This is a genomic window from Streptomyces sp. NPDC059169 (genome assembly GCF_042755225.1).
Lineage (GTDB): Bacteria > Actinomycetota > Actinomycetes > Streptomycetales > Streptomycetaceae > Streptomyces.
The window spans coordinates 182,700-207,101 of the sequence record NZ_JBHZCF010000014.1; the positions used below are offsets into that span (position 1 = coordinate 182,700).

Below are 24,402 nucleotides of genomic sequence, written 5' to 3' on the forward strand. Positions count from 1 at the left end.
GGACGCCGAGCCGTTCGTCAGCCGCGCACCCTGATCCCCTGCCGCGGACGGGCCCTGGCTTCCGGGTTGGTCGAACACGTCGGGTTCACCGTGGGTGCCGGGCGGATCGGTGGTCGCGGAAGAGGCCGTGGCCAGGTGCGAGGAGTGAGAGTCGCCGGTGCGGGTTCGCAGCATCGGCCTGTCCCTTCGTGAGGTTTGGGCGAGGTACCGGAAGGGGACTGCCGTTCCCTTCTTGCCCAGGGCTATGGGATGGGTGCACTCCAGGCTCGTGCTTCCTGCCCGTTCCCCGTACCGTCGATCGGCTCCCTCACCGGTGGAAACGGCCTTCCCCCGGCCGAAGGACCCGGGCACGCGAGAGCGGGGCCGTTCCCCGTCCCGCGGCCGTTGAGGGCCGCCACCACCCGTGCGGCCGAGCTGTGCGGCAGCCGTTGCCGACCACGTGACGTCGGCCACTCCCCGCGGGGAGTGGGACGGAGCCGCCCCCTCGACGCCCGACGGTACGGCGACCGTTGGCGGTTGCCGGGTGCGGGAGTCGGGCGGACGCGCAGTCCCCCAGTGGGTCGGCCGGTCGGGGGATGTGCCGGGCGACGGGCGCGTGAGTCAATGGGCGGGTCGGCCGATGGCCGTTCGCCGACCGATGTTCCTGCGGTCGGCCCGGAGCAGGGCGGGGTTTCCTCCGCAGCCGTGCGTGGACTGTACAGGAGATCACTGGTGTGGCAACGAGAACGTGATTGCGGACAGCGACCCCATGGCGGCCGCCGGGTCGTCGTGGTGCTGCCCGCGCTGCTGATCGCCGTTGGGGTCTTCTTCGACCTGGGAACCCCGGAGACGTTCACCGCCTCCCCCCTCTTCGCGGCGGCACCGCTGGTCGCCGCGCCCTTCTTCTCCGCTCGCAGCACGCTGATGACGGGTGCCGCCGCGGTCGGGGCCTTGGCCGCGCTGCACGCGTACAACGCACGGACCGGTGAGATCCCGGCCCTCACGGAGCTGGTGACGGTGGTGACCGTCTCCGTGCTGGCCCTCCTCATCAACCGGGTCATACGGCGCAGCGGAGAGCGACTTGCCTCCGCGCGCGTCATCGCGGAGGCCGCGCAACGGGCCGTGCTGCCCACGCCGGACGAGTACATCGACGGGCTGCAGATCGCCGTCCGGTACGAGGCGGCGCAGCGCGACGCGTTCATCGGAGGTGACCTCTACGCGGTGCAGGAGACGCCGTACGGGGTACGGCTGGTCGTCGGGGACGTGCGGGGCAAGGGGCTGGGCGCGGTCGAGACCGCGGCCGTGTTGCTCGGGGCGTTCCGGGAGGCCGCCGAGCAGGAGCCCACTCTGGAGCGGGTCGCCAGACGGCTGGAACGTGCGCTGGCACGGGACGGTACCCGGCATCCCGGGTCCGACGTGCTCGAGGACTTCACCACCGCCGTGCTCGCGGAGATCCCGCGCGGGAGCGGGACGGTCCGCATCGTCGCCCGCGGGCACCCCTCTCCGCTGCTGCTGCACGCGGACGGCGCGCTGCAGGTGCTGGAACCGCCCGATCACGCGCTACCGCTCGGCATGGGCGACATGGACCAGGAGGGCGGCCGACCCTACGAGGTCCCGTACGGGCCCGGTGCCACGCTGCTCCTCTACACCGACGGACTGTCCGAAGTGCGGGACGCGCACGGCGCGTTCTACGATCCGAGCGAACGGCTGGCCGGCCGGATCTTTCCCGGACCGGACGAACTGCTGGACGCGATCGTCGCCGACGTGCGGCGGTACACGGGCGGCGCGACGACCGACGACATGGCACTGCTCGCGCTCAGCCGCCCGTCGATGCCCAGGACACGTCAGCCCGGTTCCCCGGGGCAGCCGCGCCGCCCCCCGTCCGACGGAACGTGATCGAGGGCGTCCTTCCGTCGGGACGGAGAAGTGCGACGTCGACGGGGCGATGGCCGCGCGAGCGAACCTGAACCCCCGTCACCCCACGCCGAGCTGCGGGTCAGCACCTCCCGAACGACGGGTGACCCCGAGAAGCGGGTTGGTGACCGTCTCGCATACTGGGCGGATGGACATCACCTCCATCCGGGACTCCTATGACGCGGTCGCGGACGTCTATGCGCAGGGTTTCACGGCGGATCTGGCCTCCAAGCCGTTGGACCGTGCGATGCTCGCGGCCTTTGCCGAGCAGGTTCCGGAGGACGGACCCGTGGCCGACGTGGGGTGTGGGCCTGCCCAAGTGGCGTGTTTCCTGGCCGATCTCGGGGTGCCGGTTCTGGGGCTGGACGTGTCACCGGGCATGGTCGAAGCCGCTCGGGCGCGGAGGCCCGGCCTGGACGTGCGGGTCGGATCGATGCTGGACCTTCCGTTGGGTGACGCCGAGCTGGCCGGTGTGGTGGCGTTCTACTCGCTGATCCATCTCCAGATCGAGGAGCGACCGCTGGCCTATGCGGAGTTCGCCCGGGTGCTGCGGCCGGGAGGCCTCGTCCTTGCCGCGTTCCACGCGGGCCAGGAGGTTCGGCACCGGAGTTCCTGGTTCGACCGTCCGGTTGCGCTGGACTTCTTCGCCCTGTGCCCCGAAGAGGTGGCCGAGGGCCTTGCTTCCGCCGGATTCACGGTGGAGGCAACACTGACGCGAGGCCCGTATCCGGGCGAAGCAGACACGGAGCGTGGATATCTCCTGGCCCGCAGACTGCAATGACCCGCAGACTGCCATGACGTGGCTTGGGCGAACGGTGGCTGATCACCGACCGTCGTCCCGGGCCTGGGTGGGGTGGACCCTCGATCGACCAGAACGGTGTCCGTCGGTTGGGGGAAGGCCGGTTCCACCGGCGAGGGAGCCGATCGACGATATGAGGGGCGGGAAGGAAGCGGGAGCCTGGAGGGGCACCCATCCGAAAGCCCGGGGCAGGGCAGGGACCGCAGCCCGGTTCCGGCACGTCGCCCAGGCGTCACGAAAGACACGGTCGATGCTCCCCACCCGTGCAGGCGGCTCTTGCCCCTCGCACCTTGCCGCCGCTCCCGTCCTGGTCGCAGGTCTCCGGGACGTCCCGAGTGAACGCGACGGGTGCGGCATCGCCACCGACCGGGTCGGTATCGGCGGTCTTCGACATCCCGTCGGCAACGCCCTGAAGGCCGGCACCCTCGACACACCGTGCGACCGCTCGGTGGGCCCGTAGGCCCGTCCCTGCGGTGTGCCGACGGTGAGGAGGCGCCGGCCGGCCGGCAGCCCCCGCCGATGGCACAGGACGCAGGACCCCGCCCGCCGTCTCCGGCGATCCGAGGAGAAACCAGATGCATCAGCCCATCCGCGCGTTCTCGGCGCTCACGGCCCCACGCGCATTTCGGGCCCGCCGGGGCCAGGCGCTGCCCTCGGGGCCGACATCGTTGCGGGCGCCCCTGGTGGTTCTGGTCGCCGCGCAGTTCCTGGTGATGTTCAGCGCATCGAACATCAACATCGTTCTCCCGGCCATTGGCGAGGCCATGCACCTGTCGCCCGTGGACCTGTCCTGGATCGTCACCGTGTATGTGCTGGCCGTCGCCGCCCTGCTCCTACCGGCCGGAGCAGCCATGGACATCACCGGTCGGCGCAGGCTCCTCCTGATCGGGCTGGCCGTGCTCGGCGGCGCGTCCGCCCTGGCCGGCCTGGCCGGTGGTGCCGCAACGCTGATCACGGCACGGGTGCTGCAGGGAGTCGGGGTCGCCCTGGTGGAGCCCGCGGTGCTCTGTCTCCTCTTGACCCTGGCCCCCGGCCCTCGCCGGAACAAGGCTCTAGGAGCCCTCGGAGCGGGAGCCGCGCTCGGCGGCGGGGCGGGAGTGCTGCTGGGCGGGCTGCTCACCGAAGCCATGGGCTGGCGGGGCATCTTCTACGCGACGGCGTTCCTCGCCCTGCTGCTTGCCCTGGTGTGTGTGCTGGTCGTCCCGGCCGACGCCGGGAACTGCCGCAGTCTGTCCCGTCGCGACCTGAAGGCCGCCACCTTGATGCTGGTCGGGCTGCTCGCCCTGTCCTACGGGATGACCGAGGCGGCGCGCTCGGGCTGGACGCGTCCCGTCGTGCTGGTGCCCCTGGGCGTAGGCGTCGTACTGCTCACGACGCTCGCCGCCGCCGAGAAGCGCAGGGCCCGTCCACTGCTGCCACTCCGCATGGTCACCACGGGGGACGTGGGGCCCGCCAACATCGGCATGGGGGTCCTGGGAACGGTGGTCACGGGAATGTTCTTCTTCCTCTCCCTGTACCAGCAGCAGATCCTCGGCGACGGGCCCAGGACCGCCGCTCTGTGCCAGGTCCCGCTCTCGGTGGCGATGGTCCTCGCCAGTACGCAGGCGTCCCGGCTGGCGCGGCGAGCTGGTTCGCGTACGACCCTGGGAGTGGGGCTGGCCGCACTGGGGGCGGGGCTGCTGTGGCTCGGACGCGCGCCGGGGGAGGGAACTTTCGTCGAGGAGGCCATGGCACCGTCAGTCCTGATCGGCGCCGGCCTCGGCATCGCGTTCGTGCAGCTCACCCAGGCTGCCACGGCGGGAGTACCACATCAGGACTGGGGCGCGGCCAGTGGCCTGGTGACCACCACCAGAATGATCGGTGGCGTCTTCGGCCTCGCCCTGCTCACCAGTCTGGCCGCTTCCAGGACCGCCGGGGCCGACCCTCTCGCTCCCGAGGTCCAGGCCCTGCACGAGGGCTACCGGGCGACGTTCACGGTGCTCGGTCTGCTCGTCCTCGCGACGGCGCTGTTCCTTCTCGCTGTCGTCGTCCGTCCACGGGCCGCGCCGAAGTGACCTCCGGTCGAGCGATCCCTCCGCCGTATTGCCTGCCCGTTCGGCGACGTGGGCGTCACCCGGTGCGCAGCGGTGGTTCGATCCGCCTCCAGGGGACTGGCCCCGGATGCTCCGGGCGCACCGCTTCCCGCATCCCGAGGCTGAACGCTCGATCGGCGAGTCGTTCCCCGGTCCTCTTTGTCGTTGGCGCACGTCCAGGCGTAGGACGACATCGCCGACCGACGGCGTCGGCGCCGTTCCCACGATGCCGGGTGAGCAGCGGGTGCCCCCGCGCTGCTGGGTTCGTGAGTTGCGTGTAGGCGAGCTCCGCGTACTCCCGTGGGTCGCCGGGCCTCCCCGGCATGGTCGTGTTCGGACACGTGGAACTCCTCGTGCAAGAGCTCTGGCAGCGGCTTGGTCCGCTCCGTGCGTCGACCGCGCCGGCGCGCGGAGCCCGATTGCCGCTGCACGGTTCAGCCTCGGGTGCCGAAGTTCTGGCCCCACCACGGGCCGTCGGAGCTGAGGTTCACACCGATGCTGCCGTCCACTGCGGGGACGCGGTGCCCGCCGGGACCGGTTGTGCCGCCGGTGTGCGGGTGCGCACCCGTAAGGCGCGGCACAGCGACAATCACTCACTCGCTCTATCCGTTTTTCACTTTATGTGATGTTTTTACACATACGGTTGCTCTACAGCAAGGAGGAGACGCCACACCTGACCTTCCATCACGCGACGTACCGCTCAATGGAGTCGACATGTCCCGAGTACGAGAACCAGCCCCCACCCCGGGTACGCGTGCGGGCGCGCAGCCCGGTACCGCAAAGTCCGCCGGGCTCAGCAGGCACTGGAGACTGGCCGTCATCACCGCCGCCGGTCTCGCCACCGTCACCGCCACCACCGCGGCCCTGCCCGCCGCCGACAGCGCCTCCGCCGGAGCGGAAAACGCCCGCGCCCATGCCGCCGCCCGGGTTCCCGCGCAGGCCGCCGCCGCCCGCGCTGGCGCCGGCCCCGCCCAGGACGGAGACAGGGACGAGGAGTACTGGGCCCGGCACGCCGGCAACCCCGACCAGCCCCACACCTCCGACACCGGCAAGCCCCAGCAGGGCAAAGCCGAGGAGGGCAAGGCCGAGGACGGGCAGGGCAAGGGTGGCGGGGGTGGGGACGGGCGGGGCATGGACGACCCGGGTGGGGGCGAGGGGGGCGACGGCCGGGGCGAGGGCCGTGCTTCGGGGCATTCGGGCAGGGACGAGGGCCCGGCCGTACCGGTGGACTGCGACCCGAACGCGCTGATCGCCGCGATCACGGCTGCCAACCAGCAGGGCGGCGGACGCCTCAGCCTTGCTCCCCACTGCACCTACACCCTGACCGCCAACGACGGCGGCAACGGGCTGCCGGTAGTGGTGCAGCACATGGCGATCGACGGCAACGGTGCCACCATCGCGCGGGCCGCCAACGCCGACCAGTTCCGCATCTTCAACATCGGCTCCGGCGGCGACCTGAAACTGCGCCACCTCACCGTCACCCGCGGTAAGACCGCCGAGGACGAGAACGGCGGCGGCGCGTACGTCGGCCCCGCCGGCCGCCTCACACTCGACTGTGTCACCTTCGACCACAACACCGTCGACGACACCGACAACGACGACGGCGGTGCCATCTACAACGAGGGTGTCACCACCATCCGCAACACCACGCTGAGCAACAACTCCGCCAACGAAGGCGGCGCCGTCTCCAACGACAACGGCAAATTCGAGATCACCACGTCCAGGATCACCGGCAACACCGCCGCCAACGTCGGCGGTGGCATCGACACCGACGACGGGACCACCACGATCAGCAAGAGCCTGCTCAAGAACAACTACTCCGGCAGCTACGGTGGTGCCGTCGACGCCGACGGCGGGCAGACGGAGATCGACGACAGCGTCCTCGTCTACAACGTCGCCTCCTCCGGCGGCGGCGGCGCAGTCGACACCGACTCCTCGCTCTTCATCCGCAGGAGCACCATCGCCCACAACACCACCCCCAGGCACGGGGGCGCCCTCGAACTCGACTCTCCCGCCATGGTGGAGGACAGCAGGATCTACGACAACACCGCCACCGGGGCCATCGGCGGCGGCGGCATCTACACCAGCCCCGGCATCGGTGACACGGTGTCCATCCGCCGTACCGTGATCAGCGGGAACCAGGCCCCCGGCAACGGCGCCTCCGGTGGTGGCATCTACACCGTCACCAGCGGCATGACCCTCGACCTGACCGACACCAGGATCACCGACAACACCTCCGACGACGCACCCGGCGGTATCGACAACACCGTCGGCGCCACCGTCAACGCCTACGGGACCAACACCATCGTCGACAACGTCCCCACCAACTGCACCGGCGTCGACACCACAATCTGCTTCGGATAACCACCACCCAAACCGCCCACCCCGGAGGGTGCACCGCCCGGACACCCGGCACCGCACCCCCACAGACCGCCCGCCCCCTGCCGCCACCGACTCCCGGCACAGGGGGCGGGCGCCATCCTCAGTAAGCACCCCCCCATCACAGGCCCCGCGTACCGCCCGGATGCAGCATGACCGCAGCCGTCTTCACGCCCCGCATCCTCCTGGTCCAGCAGCGTGTCCCCGGTCACCGCCACAACGGCAGACCGTCACGCCGCAACAACGGCCTTCCGTAGCTACGGCATGACGGCACACCCTCGTACCTGCGAATCCCTCTCTCGGTCAGAATGGTTCGGCCTGGGGAATAGGCGGCAGGCAAGGGGAAAGTTGCGTCTGCGGATCACAGGGTGCACGGCCGGGTGACCACCTGTGTGAACAACACCATGGGCGGGCGCAGGCAGAGTCCGGACCGCCGGCCGGACCGGGCCGGGAGGATGGTCCCATCATCCTGTCCGCCCCCGTTCGGACGACCGGCCCATGAGCGAACGGCCTGAAAGCCCCGACGCCGCACAGCCGGACCCGGCAACTGGCCACAGATCCACAACCATGCGTGCCCCTCAGCTTGGTTCTGTGGTTTGTGAGCTCTGGGTTGAAGTCTTCCGGTGATGGTCTCACCTGATAAAGCGCCTTCGGACGCCACGCTGAGACACCGCCCGAGCCTCCGGCCACGCTTCGGCCGCGGCCCGCTAGTATGTGAGGGTCAAAGCATGACTGGACGTCACGACCGGGAAGCGCTCAGCATTGCCGGTCTTCTGTCCCTGGATCAGGAATCGGGAAATCTCTGTGCCCACTTCCCCGGTGAGCGTCCACCGCCACTCCGCCGCCTACTGGCAGGTCACCTTTGACAACCCGCCCCTGAACCTGATCGACCCGGAGGTCATGGCCGGCCTGCGGGACCTCCTGAGCCGACTGGAGAGTGACCGGGAGGTGAAGGTTGTCGTCTTCGGCAGCGCTGACGACGAGTTCTTCCTGGCGCACTACGACGCGGTCCGGGCAGCCGAGATGCCCACCGACACCGGTCCCACCGGCCTGCCGCCCTGGCCGGACATCGTGGTACGCCTGGCACGGGCGCCCTTCGTCAGCATCGCCTGCCTGCGCGGCCGCGCACGGGGCGCGGGAAGCGAGTTCGCCCTGGCGTGCGATCTGCGCTTCGCCAGCCTCGAGAAGGCGGTTCTGGGCCAGCCCGAGGTGGGATCGGGAGTGGTCCCGGGAGGCGGCGCGATGGAGATCCTGCCCGCCCTCCTCGGACGCTCACGCGCTCTGGAGATCGTACTGGGCTCCGAGGACTTCGACGCCGCGACAGCAGAGCGGTACGGGTGGGTGAACCGAGCCCTGCCCGACGCCGAACTCGACGCCTTCGTCGACGGCTTCGCCTCCCGGATCGCGCACTTCGACCAGAACGCGCTGTCCACCGCCAAGGACATCATCAACCGCCGGTCGGCGCTCCCGCTGGAGGACATCGTGGAGTCCGGTCAGGCGCTGCGCACGGCCGCGGTCTCGCCGAACGGACGCGCGAGGCTGACCGAGTTGCTCGCCCGCGGCATGCAGCAACGCGGACCGTTCGAATTCGATTTCGGAGCCGAACTCGGACGGGACGCCAGTGCGTCAGGTGACCCGGCTCAGTAGCCGGACACCCCCCGACGGCCTCCCCGGTCAGGCCGGACGCAGGCCGTCACCTCCGCGGGCCCCTGGGCACGCCGGGACATGTCGCACTGAGTGACCTGCCGTACAGGTGCTGTCGGCTCCGCGGCCGGCCCCCTGCGGACTGCGTCCCCCCGAGGCTGCTATGTCGTGTCAAGCGCTTGAGCGAGTTCTTCGACGTTGCCGAGTCGGTTCCGGTCGGCGCGCTCAGGGATCTTGAAGATTGTCCGCTACGAAGCCACCGTGCTGGTCGCAGCCATCAACGAATGGCTGTGACCAGTACTCTCGCCGCGCACCTGGCCGGGCACCCGCCCGCAGCCCCGGCATCTCGGGCGCGGGGTCCGGGCGGTCGAACCTTGGTGGCTCAGGCTTCGATCTGTGTCCAGGTGTCGCCGGCGCGGAGCCAGAGGACGCCGTCGCGGCCCTGGGCGCAGCGCATGACGACCGGCCCAGGTAGTCGCAGTTTCAGGCTCCGTTCCTGGACCAGCATCACCGCGAGTTCGTTGCTCGGTCCGACGCTCCACCACAGGGCCCGTCATCCAGCTCGGGCATCCTCGGAGGGCAAGCTCCACACGACAGGCGGTTCGCCAAGCGTCATCGGCATTCGCCTTTTGGGCTCCGGGCCCCAACGGCGCCCGAAGAGATGTACGTTACCGGGCGGCGGCTGCAGCCTTCGACTGGCCCCTGCCCGCTGCACTCAGCAGGCCAGCATGCCACCTGCGGATGACCCGGCGTGATACCCCCGACGGCAGCAACGACTCGAGCCGGGTCCACTGGCCACTCGACAGATCCCCACGTCCCACAGGACGTGATCATCAACGAACAAGATCCACTTAAGCAACAGGCCCAAGGCCCTCCTCACGCTGGAGCGGCAACGCCGAAGAGGCTCACCGAGGGACTCAGCGGCTACTGAGGTTTTCTCAGCGATCCTTGGAAGTCCTGCCTTCGTCGACGGTTGATGCCATCATAATGGCCGCTGCCTTCAGATCTTGCCGCCATTGCGGGGGTGGGTTCAGCGGTGCGAACCCGTCGATGGCGACGTACGCTGCGGCAATTCCGTGGGAAGCAGCACGAATTCTCGAGGCAGAGGCATGAGGGTGCTGCCGCCGGAGAGATTTTTCGATGACATGGATGAACTGCTGGAAGCACTCTACGAGCGGCTCGCGCATACCTGGATGGGAATCCGCCGCTGACACCAACGCCTGATATGCGAGAAAAAGGCTTGCATCGCTTGCCTGTTCAGGCAGAAAGAGTTCATCGATGAGATCCACGGGCGCGGCCGTGGATCCGAGTTCCATGTCGAGGTCGCGTGTCGCCCGCACGAAACGATCCGCTACGTAGCGAGTCAGAGACTCTAACATCTGCTCGCGGTTGCCCAGGTAGTGCCGCAGAAGAGGGCGCTTGACCCCTGCTTCATCGGCGATACGTTCTTGAGTGGCGCCTTCCAGGCCGAATCGCGCAACGCATTTGACGTACGCTGCGAGTATCTCTTCGGAGCGCTGTGCTCGCATGCTCGGTCGCGGCATAGGCACAGTCTACGGGCGGCACCCGTGAATGATCTCGCACGTGGCCGCCTCGGCCGTTAGCCCGCGTCCAGCACTGACGGTGAGGCCGGCCCGTCGGTACGCGACCGAGGCAGCCCCCGCCCTCCCCCCCCAGTAGCGGACGTCCGGGGCCCACCCCCCCTGCGCGCCCGGGGCCGACCCCCTACGGGAGAGGCGCCCAGGCCCCCCGCACGGCAACGCAGCCTCCTGCTTCCCGGGCCGATGTGTACCCGGCCCGGCTCACCCTGCCGGTACAGCGGGCGCTCTTGCACAGCTGTTGATTGTCAACATTGACAATCAACTCGAGGCGTGGATACCGTGCGGTCCGGCGCACGGCACCGAGCGTGTGCGCTTGCGGTCGGCAGGGAGGACACATGGCGACGTATTCAGGTTCACCAGGCACTTCAGCTGGCGCAGACCACGGGCGACGGTCGGCCGGGTCGCGAGCTGTCAACTACGTGGCGTTCGCCGCCCTTGGGGTGACGACCTGGATTGGCTACCAATGGCTGTGGGGGTTGCTCTTCATTTGGTGGGCAGTGCCGTCTCTGCGGAACGGCAGAGCATTTCTGGTCACGGAAATACACCGCTCCGAAGACGCTTTGCTCTTCTGGTTGATCGTTGTCCTGTTCATCGCTTTCGGTGTCCTGATGATGGGCGCTGATGTTTTCCCTCTGCTCAACAAGTACGTATGAGCCGTTTAGCGGGCAGGGGAAAATCTCGGAACACCCGTTGCCAGGCGAAAACAGGGGGTTTGCTCGACAGTGATCCAGACCAGGTGAACGATCCAATCAGAAGGATTCTCCATGGCAAGCAGGATGTACCACGAACTACCCGTCGAGGCATATACGTCATGGGAGTGGTACCGGCGCGAGCAGGATCAGATATTCTCCCGCGTCTGGCGTTACGCAGGACTTGCGGAGGACATATCGGAGCCGGGGCAGTACACCACCGTCGAGGCCGGCAGGAACAGCATTCTCATCGTGATGGGCCGCGATCACCGACTGCGTGCCTTCCATAACATCTGCCGCCATCGTGGCACTCGACTCCTCCGCGCCACCGGAAAGGCTCAGCGGGCCATCACGTGTCCCTATCATGACTGGACTTACGACCTCGAAGGCTGCCTGATCGCAGTTCCGGACGCGGAGAAGGAGTACCCGTCCGGCGTCGACAGGTCGCGACTGGGCCTCAAGGCGGCATCCGTTGACATCTGGCGGGGAATGCTGTTCGTTCACCCGGACCCTCCAGGGCGATCCCCGTCCCTGGTGCAGTGGTTCGGTGCCGTGGATCCGCATCTGGGACCTGTGCAGCCCGCAGACCTCATCGAGGACCCGGCACAGCGGACCTCGTACGAAGTGAAGGCCAACTGGAAAATCGTCATCGAGAACTATGTGGATGTGTACCACCTTTCGCATCTGCACTCGGCAACGCTCAACATGTATGACCACGCGAAGGCGGAATACGGGTGGCATGGTCCGCATTATGCGTTCTGGGAACCCCTGTTCGCCGAAGGTGGCGACCGTCACGGCAACGAGGGGCAGACCGGTTCGGACGATCACGGTGTGTGGGTCCCCATGCTGTTTCCAGGAATTGGCTTCGCGGCAAGCGTCTACGATTGGTCGAGCTATGTTGTCATCCCCCTCGCCCCTGACCTCACGCGCATCGAGAGCCGCACCAAGGTCGTCCCGAAGTCGACTTGGAGTTCATTTCGGCAAGAATGGCTGTCGGCTCGGTCCTGGCTCGGAAGAGGAAACGCCAAGGTAAGTCGAGCGGAAGCGGCGGGAGACGATGACCCGCTGGCGTCGGGTAATTTTACCCTCGAAGACGTCTACGCGTGCGAACAGCAGCAGAAGTCGCTCACCAGTCCCTTCTTCGAGGTCGGTCCGGCTGCTGCAGGGGAAAGCCCCGTCATCCACCATCAGCGCGTAGTGCTCGACTTCTTGGGATGATCAAACGCTGTCGTCAACGGCAATTGCGCCAGTCCGCGCCCGACGAGAATCCTCATCAACATAACGGGAGACCCATCAGTGTCCCTGACCTTGCACAGGCTGACTGTCGCCCGTGCGCAATCCGCGATCGGCGGCGAAGCCAGAGACATCGAGTTCGATGTACCACCGGCCCTCAGCGGAAAGTTCATCTGGCAAGCCGGGCAGCATGTGTCGCTTTCGGTGCGTCTTGACGGACGCGAATACCGTCGAAGTTATTCGATAATCAATCCTCCGGGCGAGAGGTTGAGGGTGATCGTCAAACGCGTTCGGAACGGCACGGTGTCGAACCACCTTGTCGACCACCTTCGGGTCGGCGACCGCGTGGATGTGACACGCCCCTACGGCCGATTCGTACTCCGACCTGCACCGCAGAATCGGCGCACGCACTACTTCTTCGGAGCCGGAAGCGGAGTGACACCGCTTTATGCCATGGCGCAGACAGTGCTACGCGATGAACCCTTCTCATACGTGCACATGCTCCTCGGCAACAGCGACGGGCGGCGTATCCTCCTTCACGAAGAACTGCAGAGAATGCACTTCCAACACCCCCACCGCTGCACGGTACGCCACATACTTTCGTTCCGACGCTTTCGTGACGGAGCGCTCTCGTGGCGCACCGGACGAATAGACGCCGACGCGCTGATGTCACTTTTCTCTGAAACACCGCCCGTCGCCCAAGACGTGCACCATTGGATCTGCGGCCCGGCTTCCATGAACCACGATCTCGCCCGTATGCTGAGCATGCTCGATGTCCCGGACTCCCGAATCCACAGCGAGAGCTACGGCTACGCGGCGCCGAACACGACTGATGTGTCCGGTGTGGACTCCATGGGCTCCATCACGCTCGATGGGCGCCGCACCACTTTGGCCGTGGCACGCCAGCAGACCATTCTCCAGGCCGCACGGCAGGCGGGCCTGCAGCCGCCGTTCAGTTGCGAGTCGGGGGTGTGCGGAGCATGCCGAGCGCGCCTGCGCAGCGGAGACATCCTGCATCGACAGCAGATGGCGCTCACTGAGCGCGACGTGGCGAAGGGATACGCCCTCACGTGCCAAGCCGTACCAGCGTCCAGTGCGTTCGACCTGACCTACGACATCTGAACTTCGCCGGTCGAGGCGCTGATTGACCGAATGCTGGTAGTGCTTGGTCAGGTGGGTGTGGGGTCCGGCATGTCGCGGTGACGGGTGGGGCAGGCACCGGTCCAGATCGCGAGGAGTGACTGCAGCTCACCACGACCCACCACGAGATCAATGCGTCGGACACGGCCTGGCGCCCGCACTGCGGGCGCCAGTTACTCGTCGTCGTCCTCCTCTTCGTGCCAGCCTTCGATCATGCCGACGAGTCGTTCGTCGATCGGGTTGTCGAACTCGTCTTCGGTGGCGAGGAGTCGGCGCAGCGTGTTCAGGGGGTACCAGTCTTCGCCGGGCTTGGCGTCGGGTGGGCCGACGCAGGGGGTGTCCAGGTATGCGGGGTCCGGGACCGCCGGATAGAACGCCGGGAGCAGGCCGAAGGTAACGTCCGGTTCGAACTTCCACACCCAGCCCTCGCGCCGTCGGCGCAGGGTCTCGCCGATGTACCACACGGCACCCTGGATGAAGAGGGAGCGGCGCTGCGCGGTGATCTCCTCCGACTCGGCGAACTTCTCCTTGACTAGGCCTTCCAAGGCATCGAGGGAGGCGTCGGAGAAGTCGAACCTGTGGACGCCGCCGGCTTCCCGGGCCCAGCGTCCGAAGGCGGCCTGGCGGTCGGCGAGCCAGACCAGGAGGTCGGGGTGGCGGGTGGAGTCGTAGTCGGAGGGGGGTGTGGTCATGGCCAGAACCTACCGAACCGCGCTGTCGCCCGCGCAGAATCTTCGCCGAGTCATCACACGGACTGTCAACAATGCCTTGTACGGGAGGTGTTGACGGCCTCTAGTGTGGTGGGTCGGCAGGAGCGGGCACGATACGGGGGCCCTTGTCCGGCCTGCCCTCACAGCCTCGAGTCCCGTGGCCCCCACGACCAGGGACACTACGTGAGCACACCTATACGGCAGCGTCTGAAAAGGCGCTTATCTGCCGCGCTGGCGGTCGTTTCCTCAGCGGCGGTGCTGCTGGTCGGCCTGCCGTCCGTGGCGTCGGCCGCGCCCGGCGACTACGCGAAGATCACCGGCGGTAAGCGGTGCGATCAGATGCACCTGAAGAGGACCATCCCGCGTACGCCGAACAACTCGGGTGCGCCGACGGGTCAGCACCACTGGACGAAGTCCGGGCCGGACGAGGAGTACTACTACAACAACGCGTTCAAGGGTTTCGAGAACGTTCCCGCGCCCACTGCGGGCGAGTTGGGGCAGGTCACGGGCAGCCGCGCGGACATCGATAAGTGGGACAAGGCGTATGCGGCCTCCAGGGATCCGGAGGACATGCGCAAAGCGATCTACTCCCGCTATAAGCGGCATCGGAACGAGTCGAACAACCCCAAGCCGTTCGGCAACTGGAAGGTCAACCTGATCAGCGCGCAGGTCAGCAAACAGAAGGGGGGCGTGTTCGAGGTCAAGGCGGTTCAGGACTTCAATATGGTCGGCCCTGACTGGCTGTGCGAGGTCACGATCGAGATCTTCGACAAGGACGGCAAGAAGATCGCCTCTCGGCGGTACGACTCCTACAACCAGCGCACCGGTGAGCTGGGGGAGTTCAAGTCCGACGGGAAGCGCAAGCCGGCCCAGCTCCGGGCCGACAGGATCATCCTGCGGCACAAGGACGCGAAGCACGACTTCACCCGTCACCGCCTGACGATGTTCACGTCGGAGAAGCCCAACAGGGCCACCCTCCGCGACTACAAGGCCGAGAACGACAAGCTCCGGGCGGAGCGGGGGACGGGGAACAACTCGATCCGGATCGCGGAGCGCCGGGCGGCGGCGAAGGGTCTGTGGCCACAGACGAAATACACGAAGACGTACAACGTGTTCAACCCGCTGCCGAACCGCGGCACCCAGGGCCCGGGCGCCTCGATGGCCTACGGGTCGGGGCAGAACCCGGCCCAGGCCCGGCAGTTGCAGAACCAGTACCTGGCGAACAACTCCCGGTCAGCGCTCGGCCGGGGCCCGGGCGGGGTGGACTTCTCCACCCTGGAGCTCCAGTACGTCGGCAACCCGGTCAAGGGCAAGGCTCTGGACTACTCCATGAAGGCCGCCCTCATGCCCGATGAGGACAACAACCCGGGCTGGGGTGGACAGGCGAAGCTCGAACTGGCATCCGATGCGTTGTTCACGTGGCTGGCGCTCACCCCGGACCGGCAGTGGGTGAACCTCAACCCCGACCAGCCCGACACCATCATGGACAAGGCGTTCGGTGAAACCGACGCCGGCCGTGTCCTCCTCGTAGCCGACATGGACATGAAGCGGGACTTCTCCCGCGCCATGGACCCCAAGAAGTCCCCGGGCAAGGAGTTCATGGACGCCGCCCCCAAGGTCGACGGGGTGCCGTGCTGGGGATCGGGACGCAACTGGATCGTTCCCGGTCGGGCGAAGGTCCGCGAGCAGGACGGCGGGATCTACATCCTCGACGCCCCGCTGGAGGTCAACCACGCGGCGATGGACTTCGCCACCCCCGTACAGGGAGAGGACTGCTCGAAGAAGCTCAGCAAGGAGGAGAAGGAGCGCAGCCATCGGCTCATCACCCGGTACCTCGTCCCGCACGTCGAGAAGCAGATCAACACCGCCCCCAAGTACGCTGACCTGCGTCGCGTCTACAAGTCCCGCGTCGCGGCCGAGTGGATCCGCCAGCAGGACGCGAAGAAGGCCACCGACTTCCGACCCGTCATCAACAGCAACGACCTGAAGCGGTGGCCGCTGCGCGGTGAGAACGCCCACTGGGACAAGCGGACCGTGTGGCAGGAGATGGTGAAGTCCTTCACCAAGGGCGACTTCACCTACGAATGGCCCCTCGGCGACGGTCGGATCTACACGTTCTTCGTCGGCGGTATCGACTTCGCAAAGGTCCCCAAGCGGAACATCACCGGCGTCGAGTTCACCGCCCAGCACCGTGAACTGCCCCGCGCGACGAAGGACTCCGTGCGCACGGAGACCTCCGCCCGAGACAGCGACACCGCGTTCCTGGGTGGTAACGGCGCCGCCCTGACAGACGACGGGGAGCCCGACCCGACGCCGACGCCGACCGACCCGACCGATCCGCCCACGTCGCCGAGCCCGGACCCGACCAAGCCCGGCAACGGTGACACCGGCGGCAGTGGGGGCGCGACGCCCCCGGCGAACCGGCCGGACCCGAACGGCGGCCTCGCCGACACCGGATCGGACACCCCGATCAGCCTGATCTCCGGCATCGCCGCGGCGATCGCCGCCACCGGTGCGGCCCTGGTGTGGTGGACGCGGCGTCGCCGAACCGTCCAGGAGTAGCGTGAACGAGCAGGACAAACAGGAAGAGCCCCACCCCAGTTCGCCCCGGGGTGGGGCCCTTCCCGTGTGTGCTGGGTGCCGGCTGACGAGACGCTCACGCGGGATCGACGTCCGGTCGTGGGCTCGAGGGCACCTCCAAGGCCCGGGGAGTCGGACAGCCGTGGGCCGGCGTCGAACGAGATGAAGCAGGCTCCGCATCTCCGTGGCCTCAGGCCGTGTCCTATGTGGTGAGGCGGACGAGTCGCTATTCCGCCACCCTGCGGACGGACCCTCGATGCTGGGATCAGCGGCTCGGCGATCTCCCACAGTCCGTCCGGAACAATCCAACTCCACGTACCCCGCTCCATGAACAGCCCAACGACCGCCTCACCACATAGGACGCGGTCTCAGCCAGTCCTTCCCAACCTGCCTCGGCAGCTCGCCGGTTGGCCTGACAACGTTGTGAAGACCTTGGTAGACGGGTTTTCGACCAAGAGAACCGTGTCCACCAGAGGCTTCGCATGCTTGTCTACCCGGCCGGTCGACGTGTGCCGCCGGGCGCCGGATACGCGACGCCGGATCCACCGTCATCCAGGCCGCCCGGGACCTGCACGTGTCCTGGCCGACCGTGACGGACGCCTTCCGTACCCAGGCCCGCGACGTCGTCGGAGGCGCCGCTGCCCGAAGGGGAGGTGCTGGGCATCGATGAGACACGGCGAGAACGACCGCGCCGGGAGCAGGACCGCCTCACCGAGAAGTGGCATCTGGTGCAGGACCGGTGGCACACCGGGTTCGTCGACGCCCTGGGAACCGGGGGCCTGCTCGGCCAGGTGGAGGGCCGCACCGTCGCGGACGTCCTCGCCTGGCTCGCCACCACCCCACTGACCTGGCGCAGGCCCTGCTCCGAGCTGGTTGAGCTGACGGCGCCTGACAGGTAAAAGCCCAGGTCAGGCGCCTTCTTGCGTGCCTCTAGAAGAAGCCGAGCCTCTTCGGCGAGTACGACACCAGCAGGTTCTTCGTGTGCTGGTGGTACACGCCTCGCATGGCCGCTGACCAGCGGAAACGGCCACCATTCGGCCAAGCTGCAGGCGGCTGGTCCGCGTATGGCCCGGATCTTGGTCGGCACGGAGTGGACCCCTGACCGACGGCCCGGAGGCGGCGAGCCGGCACACAAACCAGTGGCGGTGCCGACAGATCTCCACGGAGCATGCCTCGATCCAACGCTGCGGCTGATGCCCTGGTGGCCTTCGCGCCGAAAGATCAGACCACCATGACCACGCCACTGCCACGTGCTTCTACAGCGTGGCCGCCGCTGCGAAGCACCCGAAGGGTCTCAAGTGGATGTCATGGCACAGCGAAGGACGAGGTCACCATCAGGGCGCCGCGGACCTGGCACACGCAGCAGCGGCGGCCGGAAATGGCCGCGCCCTGCACGGGCTCGCCCAACTGGGATTCTTCAACGGCGATATCCACAACGCCGAGCGTCTCAACCGCGCCGCTGCACTTGCAGGGTCAGCAACAGCCCGGGAGTGGCTGATTCGTAGGGGATCCCGCCCATGAGTTATGTCGTCATTGTCAATGACGCCTGGCATGCCGAGAGCGGAAGCTGCTGTCCGCCGTGCCCAGTTGGGCTGGTCAGTTACCATGCTGCGCCATCAGATCCAGGCGACCTCGCCTACTCACGACCTCGGCACGTACGTCATGAAGTTGTCTACCTGGTGGCGCTGACCTGCATCGATACGGCCGTACCCACCCCTGAACTGCGCAGATGCGTCTTTCAGCGTCTTTCGGGATCGTGCTGCGTTACGCGGTCGATTCTCCCCACGCGCTCCCCAGGTCCGTCGATACTCCCCAGACTCTCCCCAGAAAGTGTCGTTGCGGCGGGCCGCGGTGGCACGGGAGGTCATGCCACCGGAGGCGCCGCCAAGGGCACGCTGAGTGACTGTCCGCGAGGGCAGGGCAGAAGCCTGGCACCGAGCGGTCGAGCGCAAGGCATGAGTCTGACGCTGCTTGAGCAGGGTTCAAGTTCGAACCCGCCCCGCCGGAAGCCGACGTCTTTCCGATGACGCACCACGTGGAGTGTGTCGCCATCCTCGAACCGGCCGCAAAGGGCTTCTGACCTGCGGTTTTGCCCGTGCGCATTATGTGCGGTGTGGGCGTTACGGGCGATATCTTGACGCTGAAATGACGCTCGTGACGCTCAAATGACGCTCGTTCTGACGGGACGTCACATGGCTGATCGTGCAGGTCACGTTGGCTGGGAGGCGCGCTCCCGTGGGCTGGTTATGCGGGAACTTGAAGAAGATTCCGCCGGGTTACAGCGCCCGCCGCTGGTTGCGGTGGCAGGCGCGCTGCTGCCGTACTTCGGCGGGCCGGACGTGTGGCGGAGTGGGCGTCAGTAGGTGGGGCCGTAGGGGCTCCAGTGCCCGAGGAAGGGCTTCAGGTCCTCGGGGCGCGGCTCGGGAATGTCGGGCAGCCGGGGCGGTGTGTTCAGCGGGTCGAGGCGCTCCACGCGGGCTGCTGCCCAGTCGACCCAGGCTTCGGCTTCGGTCCGGGTCTGGCCTGGGGGCATGGCCTCGACCCGGGTGCGTACAGCGTTCACGTACTCCGTCAGTCGGGTGGCGTGGCGCCATGTCGCTTCCTGCGCCTCGAAGTGCCTGACGCGGTACGCCTCGGCGTACCGGATTCGGGCTTCTTCCATGGCGGCTTCCCACCGGATGCGCTTCTGGCGTGCCACTTCGATCTCGTCCAGGCGTCTGTGTTCAGTAGCTTCGCCGCGGAGGGTGACCTCCTGGGCGATCTCGGCGAGCTGGTCTTCCAGGGGGCGGCCGGGGGTGTCGGACCATTCGCTGGCCCGGTGCGGCTGGCCGCCGCTGAGGACGAAACGGAGCCGTTCGGACGGGGTGTAGTCGAAGCGGGGGATCCTGACCCAGGAGTCCTTCTTGGCCGCGGTGAGTTCCTTCTCGGTGGCGACGTGCTCGGTCCGGTCTTGCTCCTGGAAGACAAGGAACCCCACAGTCTGGCCCTGTGCGGTGATGGTGAAGTGGGGAGATGCCCTACGACGGCGATGAGACGGGGGCGCGAAGCCGGTCTGTCCTGCCGAGCTGGAATGTCCTTCGGCCTCGGCAGCGATGATCAGCGCCTGGACGAGCCGGAGGGCACGTCCTTGGACGGGCTTCGTGAGGCCCAGTGGCTGTTGTTCGTTCTGCATGGCCCGGACCACGGTGTGCGGCCGCGTGAGCCGGGAGGGAACGGGGACGGGTTCGAGGACGGCGAGGCGCCAGGCGGGGATGTCGACGAGCTTGATCTCGTACCCTCCCTGGCACCAACCCCCGTACAGCTCCTTCGTCTCCGGGACCTTTCCGGACCTGCGTGCCGCGGCGACGCGGGATGGCCACTTCTCCAAGTCCGGACCGCTGCCGCTCTTGACGATTCTGCCGCCGGCCTCCGCGAGCTCTTGCAGCAGCTGCTCCGTGAACGTCACCCGAGGCTGCGATGGAGGACTTGGCCTCCGCCCGGCGGCCGGAGTTTCCTGTGCTCGGGTGGACTGGGGTCGTGGAGCAGCGGCCTGGGTCTTCGGCGGGCGTGACCCGAGGGGAGGGTACGCGCCGTGCGCCAGGTAGTGCTGGCCAGCACTCGTCAGGGTGACGCTCCACTGCCCGGCCTTCCGGGAAACCGTGACCAGGCCCCGGTTCTGCAGTGCCTGACAGGTGCTCTTGTAGGAGCTGGTCTCCCAAACGCCGGCAGGGCACCCGTCTTGCACCCACTGCAGCACCGAGAGTTGCCGCTCATTGACCTGCCGTTCCAATGGTCCGCCTTCGACTCGAGGTTGACGTACGACGGCGGCATGTTGTCAGTTCCGTTCGTCAGCGATGGGTGGTTCGAAAAAACTTGCTCGAACGAGGGGGGTGATGTGGACCATTTCTATGTCCGCGCGGGCGGCGCCTTCACCGTTGTCGTCAACTCGGCCTTCGTGACCTGCTGGCGAGTCAGCCCAATGGCTTCGGTCGGGACCTTCAGCCACTGAACTCGCGCGCAATCGTTCGTTCTCCTTCTCCAGCGTCTTAACGCGTCGTTCGAGTTCGGCTCGTGTCGGCTTCTTCGGGGGCGGCGGAGGTGTGGGGACCGTGGGTTCCGGTGGCTTGCCGCGCAGTCCGATGGGTTCGAAGGCCACGATCGTTTGCCGGGCACCTCCGCACTCAGGGCATTGCTTGCTGGACCCTCCAGCATCGATGGGGTCGGTGTACGTGTAATGCGCCTCCGTCTCGATGATGTGGCCGCAGTACAGCCGGACACGCCACCGCATGATCTCGTGGTCGGCCTTCTTGAAGGACTGCATCAGTTTCGCGACGTTCTCGAACGCCTGGCGGCGGCGCTCTGCCATCGCCGGGTCTGCCCGGCATTTGGCATTGTCCTCTTCGACCTGTCGTCGAATCGATACGCTGCTCTCCTCGCTCTGCTTCTGACGGCGGTGGTCCATGCGGATGAGTTCGTACTCCTCCAACGGAACCCCGCTGCTCCGGTATTCGACTTCGCGCATGACGGTCAGCGTAGAAGCGGCGCCTACGAGGCCGTGGGGAAGAACAGCCTTGGTCAACCAGCTTGCGGATTCTGCCCATGAGTGACCGCCGGGGTGCGTGTCGCGCACGCTCCGAGGCCAGCCGCGTGGGCTCGCGTGGTGCGGCGGCGATGGCCGCTCTGAAACAAGCCATGGGCTACCGCCGACGAGCAACCGACGGTCCCGGTCAACCCGCCGCCAGGCGCGAACCCAACACCGCCGCCCATCCACTCGAACGAAACAAGAGCAGACGGATTCCCGCCAGTTAGCTGGTTTTGATCAATCAGTGGCTCGCCACTGACGCTGTTGGGCAGTATGCCGTCCTGGGGCATTGTCGGTTGAAGGAACCGGAGGGGGAACATGGCGATCAGAGTGTTGCCGGTGTCTGCGGAGCAGTCGGAGCTGTTGGACGCGATCATCGCTTTGGGTAACCGGTACACGAAGTATCTGGGTCTGCTGACGCCGCCTGCCTACCGTAAGCATGCTGAGGACGACGGCCTGCTGGTGGCCATGGATGGCGAGGAGGTGGTCGGCTACGCGCTCTTCGGGCTGCCCAAGCGGAGTCTGCATGTGCGGCTGGCTCACTTGTGCGTGGCAGAGGAACACCGAGGCAAGGGTGTCGCTCGTGAGCTGATCGAGACGATCCGCGCGCGGCACGCTCATAGGCTCGGTATCCGTGCGAAGTGCCGGCGCGACTACGGGCTCAGCAGCATGTGGACGGCGCTGGGCTTTGTCCCCAGGGGAGAGAGCCTGGGGCGGGGCAAGGACCAGGAGACGCTGGACACCTGGTGGCTCGATCTGGGGCACGAGGACCTGTTCACCGAGGCCCAGAGCGATGCGCTGCTGGTGGTGACCGTGGACCACGGCGTGTTCGCCGGGCTGCGCGGTACGGGGACGGAGCGCGCTGTTGAGGAGTCGCGTGCTCTCGCGGCGGGATGGCTCGCCGAGCTGATCGAGCTCGCGTTCACTCCGCAGCTTCTGCACGACGTGCGTGATGTAGAGGAACGTGAGGCGCGCACCCATCAGCGGGCGGGCCTTGCCGAGCTGCGGTCCCTGTCTCCCGACAGTGCTGCCGTTGCCGTCCGCTTGGAGGAGCTGGCCGCGGCAGCGGGGAAGGAGCTGCCTGCTGTTCCCCTCGATGGCCGGCAGCGCGCCCGCTTGCGCTACGTGGCCGAGACGTCGTGTGCTGGGCTCCAGGTACTGGTGACGCGCGATCCCGCACTGGCGGCTCTGGCGGACATCGCCTGGGACGTCGCACGAGTCAAGATCGTCTCCCCGGCGGTGGTCACGCTGCATGTGGACGAACTGCGCCAGGCCCAGGTGTACCGTCCTGCGGATCTCATGGGCACTGCCTTCTCCGCCGAGGAGATCGCGCCAGGCAGTGAAGGAGAACTGGTCGCCTTCTTCGACCAGGCCGAGGGCGACCGTGGAACGGCCTTCGCCGATCGACTGAAAGGTCTCACCCAGGACGGGGTGCTGTGGCGCAGGGAGCTGCTCCGGGACGGAGAGGGACATCCGGTGGCCCTCTATGTCTGGGCTATGGACGGCCGCAACCTGAACGTCGCGTTCCTCCGCACGGCATCGCACCCGCTGGAGGAGACACTCGCCCGGCAACTGCTGTTCATGCTCAAGCGGCTCGGCCGAGAGCGAGGGGCGCAGGCGGTCCGTATCACCGATCCGTTCCTGTCGCCGGCAGCAATGTCGGCTGCCGGTGCCGACGGCTTCACCGAGGACGAGGGCGGCTTCACCGCGCTCCTGGTCGACGTCTGCGGACCTGCTGAGGCCGTCTCAGAGAAGGCCGGGGAGATTGCGGGTCGGATGAGGCGGTCGACGCCCCGGCTGGATGATCGCGTGTCCCCTGAGATCGCGAGCATGGCCGAGCGGGTGTGGTGGCCGGCCAAACTGATTGACACAGCCCTGCCCTCGTTCATCGCACCCATCAAGCCGCGGTGGTCCACGGAGCTCTTCGACGTTCCGGCCATGCTCGTTCCCCGGGACGACGTCCTGGGCATCAGCCGCGAGCACGTCTACTACCGCTCGTCCGGACACCGAGGAGAGAGCGTTCCCGCCCGGATCCTGTGGTACGTCAGCGAGGGGACTTCCGGGCAGCAGGGCAAGATGGTCATCGGCTGCTCGCGCCTCGACGAGGTGGTCATCGACGACCCCGACACCCTCTTCTCGCGATTCGAACACCTGGGCGTATATGGTCATGCCGAAGTGCGTGCCGCAGCCGATGTGTCGGGCAAGGCCATGGCGTTGAGGTTTTCGGACACGGAGATCTTTCCCGTACAGGTGACGCATGCACGAGTGACCGCGTTGGCCAAGGGGCTGGGGCTACGGTGGATACCGCCGATGCAGCTGTCGAAGATCAGCAGTGCGCTGTTCCATGCCATGTACGAAGAGGGGCACCGAAAGACGTGAGTGATCCGGAGCGCGCGATGCTGCTGTCCGTCCACCCTCGGTTTGCCACGGCGATCCTGGCTGGGACCAAGACGGTGGAGGTCCGTCGGCAGCGCGTCGCCGCCCCGCCTGGAACGCCAGTACTCCTCTATGCGACCGCGCCCACGATGGCCATCGTGGGCATGGCGCGGATTGCTTCCGTGCAGGTGGCCTCCCCTCGGGAGGTCTGGTCGGCCAGCCGCACGAGTACCGGGATCAGTCGGCGTGAGTATGACGAGTACATGAGCGGAGCGACTCAGGCCAGCGGTCTGTCACTCGAGGAACCGATCACCTTCGAGGACCCGGTATCGCTGGCCGCGCTGCGAGCCTCCGGCACGTTCCACCCGCCGCAGAGCTACCGGTACTTGACCGGCGAAGACCTCCGGAAGGTCGCTGAGGTAGCACCAGTGACCGGAGCGGCCCTTCAGGGCGCATTGAACGACCTGACGCCGGCCTAGGCCGATTGCACCCCCTCAACGTGCGGGCGAGGTTGCGCTGACGTCAGGGCGGCCTACGGGCGTGGGGCTGCTCAGGACTTGCGTTGAGCAACAGGGCCAGGACCTTGCCAGCCCCACACCGGAGCCGATGGCCCCGACCAGGTCCCGGCGAGAATGCGGCCCTTGGTGCGTGCACGCCGTGTACCTGAAAACCGCGACCGCAACAATGTGGCCCAGCGCGATGATCAGGACGGACAACGAGCCGAT

General features: G+C 67.2%; 17 protein-coding genes and 1 pseudogene. 12 read left to right on the forward strand and 6 right to left on the reverse strand.

All coding sequences use genetic code 11. The features are described 5' to 3' along the window. The first annotated feature begins 711 nt into the window (after window positions 1–711). The 5 genes from ACFXOM_RS25100 (at window position 712) to ACFXOM_RS25120 (ending at window position 8,790) form a co-directional block, all read left to right on the forward strand. Window positions 712–1,875 carry a PP2C family protein-serine/threonine phosphatase gene (locus ACFXOM_RS25100; RefSeq protein WP_384937612.1) on the forward strand — a complete coding sequence of 388 codons (1,164 nt, stop codon included), beginning with the start codon at window positions 712–714 and terminating at the stop codon, window positions 1,873–1,875. Between the two features lie 166 nt (window positions 1,876–2,041). Continuing rightward, the gene (locus ACFXOM_RS25105) at window positions 2,042–2,674 is read left to right on the forward strand and encodes a class I SAM-dependent methyltransferase (protein ID WP_384937609.1); all 633 of its coding nucleotides are present in this window, start codon (window positions 2,042–2,044) and stop codon (window positions 2,672–2,674) included. Window positions 2,675–3,267: 593 nt separating this feature from the next. Beyond that, window positions 3,268–4,746 carry an MFS transporter gene (locus ACFXOM_RS25110; protein ID WP_384937607.1) on the forward strand — a complete coding sequence of 493 codons (1,479 nt, stop codon included), beginning with the start codon at window positions 3,268–3,270 and terminating at the stop codon, window positions 4,744–4,746. Window positions 4,747–5,478: 732 nt separating this feature from the next. Further along, complete coding sequence (locus ACFXOM_RS25115; protein ID WP_385039351.1) at window positions 5,479–7,128, forward strand: hypothetical protein; 1,650 nt, start codon at window positions 5,479–5,481, stop codon at window positions 7,126–7,128. Window positions 7,129–7,962: 834 nt separating this feature from the next. Next, entirely contained in the window at window positions 7,963–8,790 is an 828-nt protein-coding gene (locus tag ACFXOM_RS25120) for an enoyl-CoA hydratase/isomerase family protein (protein WP_385039354.1), read from the forward strand. Between the two features lie 379 nt (window positions 8,791–9,169). Here the strand turns inward: ACFXOM_RS25120 and ACFXOM_RS25125 are convergent, their stop codons facing one another. Together ACFXOM_RS25125 and ACFXOM_RS25130 are read right to left on the reverse strand one after the other, a co-directional pair. Next, window positions 9,170–9,295, reverse strand: a complete 126-nt coding sequence (locus tag ACFXOM_RS25125; protein ID WP_384944610.1) for a hypothetical protein — start codon at window positions 9,293–9,295, stop codon at window positions 9,170–9,172. A gap of 430 nt (window positions 9,296–9,725) precedes the next feature. Further along, window positions 9,726–10,331, reverse strand: a complete 606-nt coding sequence (locus tag ACFXOM_RS25130) for a TetR/AcrR family transcriptional regulator (protein WP_384944608.1) — start codon at window positions 10,329–10,331, stop codon at window positions 9,726–9,728. A gap of 476 nt (window positions 10,332–10,807) precedes the next feature. On the opposite strand from ACFXOM_RS25130, the gene ACFXOM_RS25135 reads away from it, so the two are divergent. The 3 genes from ACFXOM_RS25135 to ACFXOM_RS25145 all read left to right on the forward strand — a co-directional run bounded on the left by ACFXOM_RS25135 (window position 10,808) and on the right by ACFXOM_RS25145 (window position 13,432). Beyond that, window positions 10,808–11,041: a hypothetical protein gene (locus tag ACFXOM_RS25135; protein ID WP_384937596.1), complete on the forward strand. Its 234-nt coding sequence runs from the start codon at window positions 10,808–10,810 to the stop codon at window positions 11,039–11,041. Window positions 11,042–11,152: 111 nt separating this feature from the next. Next, a complete protein-coding gene (locus tag ACFXOM_RS25140) occupies window positions 11,153–12,295 on the forward strand; it encodes an aromatic ring-hydroxylating dioxygenase subunit alpha (RefSeq protein ID WP_384937593.1) in 1,143 nt (380 codons plus the stop codon). Between the two features lie 78 nt (window positions 12,296–12,373). Continuing rightward, the gene (locus ACFXOM_RS25145) at window positions 12,374–13,432 is read left to right on the forward strand and encodes a 2Fe-2S iron-sulfur cluster-binding protein (RefSeq protein ID WP_384937590.1); all 1,059 of its coding nucleotides are present in this window, start codon (window positions 12,374–12,376) and stop codon (window positions 13,430–13,432) included. A 191-nt stretch (window positions 13,433–13,623) separates the two neighbouring features. Here ACFXOM_RS25145 and ACFXOM_RS25150 read toward each other — a convergent pair whose 3' ends face one another. Continuing rightward, entirely contained in the window at window positions 13,624–14,142 is a 519-nt protein-coding gene (locus ACFXOM_RS25150) for a hypothetical protein (protein ID WP_384937588.1), read from the reverse strand. Window positions 14,143–14,415: 273 nt separating this feature from the next. On the opposite strand from ACFXOM_RS25150, the gene ACFXOM_RS25155 reads away from it, so the two are divergent. Further along, a complete protein-coding gene (locus tag ACFXOM_RS25155; protein WP_384937585.1) occupies window positions 14,416–16,722 on the forward strand; it encodes a hypothetical protein in 2,307 nt (768 codons plus the stop codon). A 233-nt stretch (window positions 16,723–16,955) separates the two neighbouring features. Here the strand turns inward: ACFXOM_RS25155 and ACFXOM_RS25160 are convergent. After that, window positions 16,956–17,069, reverse strand: a pseudogene (locus tag ACFXOM_RS25160) (IS5/IS1182 family transposase); the annotation flags it as partial. A 324-nt stretch (window positions 17,070–17,393) separates the two neighbouring features. Here ACFXOM_RS25160 and ACFXOM_RS25165 point away from each other — a divergent pair. Next, a complete protein-coding gene (locus ACFXOM_RS25165) occupies window positions 17,394–17,639 on the forward strand; it encodes a hypothetical protein (protein WP_384937582.1) in 246 nt (81 codons plus the stop codon). Between the two features lie 1,457 nt (window positions 17,640–19,096). Here the strand turns inward: ACFXOM_RS25165 and ACFXOM_RS25170 are convergent. Together ACFXOM_RS25170 and ACFXOM_RS25175 are read right to left on the reverse strand one after the other, a co-directional pair. Beyond that, window positions 19,097–20,185, reverse strand: coding sequence for a hypothetical protein (locus ACFXOM_RS25170; protein WP_385039357.1), 1,089 nt, complete (start codon window positions 20,183–20,185; stop codon window positions 19,097–19,099). 369 nt (window positions 20,186–20,554) lie between these two features. Then, window positions 20,555–21,241: a hypothetical protein gene (locus ACFXOM_RS25175; protein ID WP_385039360.1), complete on the reverse strand. Its 687-nt coding sequence runs from the start codon at window positions 21,239–21,241 to the stop codon at window positions 20,555–20,557. Window positions 21,242–21,619: 378 nt separating this feature from the next. On the opposite strand from ACFXOM_RS25175, the gene ACFXOM_RS25180 reads away from it, so the two are divergent. Together ACFXOM_RS25180 and ACFXOM_RS25185 are read left to right on the forward strand one after the other, a co-directional pair. Beyond that, complete coding sequence (locus tag ACFXOM_RS25180) at window positions 21,620–23,680, forward strand: GNAT family N-acetyltransferase (RefSeq protein WP_385039363.1); 2,061 nt, start codon at window positions 21,620–21,622, stop codon at window positions 23,678–23,680. Next, the gene (locus tag ACFXOM_RS25185; RefSeq protein WP_385039366.1) at window positions 23,677–24,156 is read left to right on the forward strand and encodes an ASCH domain-containing protein; all 480 of its coding nucleotides are present in this window, start codon (window positions 23,677–23,679) and stop codon (window positions 24,154–24,156) included. Before ACFXOM_RS25180 ends, ACFXOM_RS25185 begins: the two co-directional genes overlap by 4 nt. Window positions 24,157–24,402: the final 246 nt, after the last annotated feature.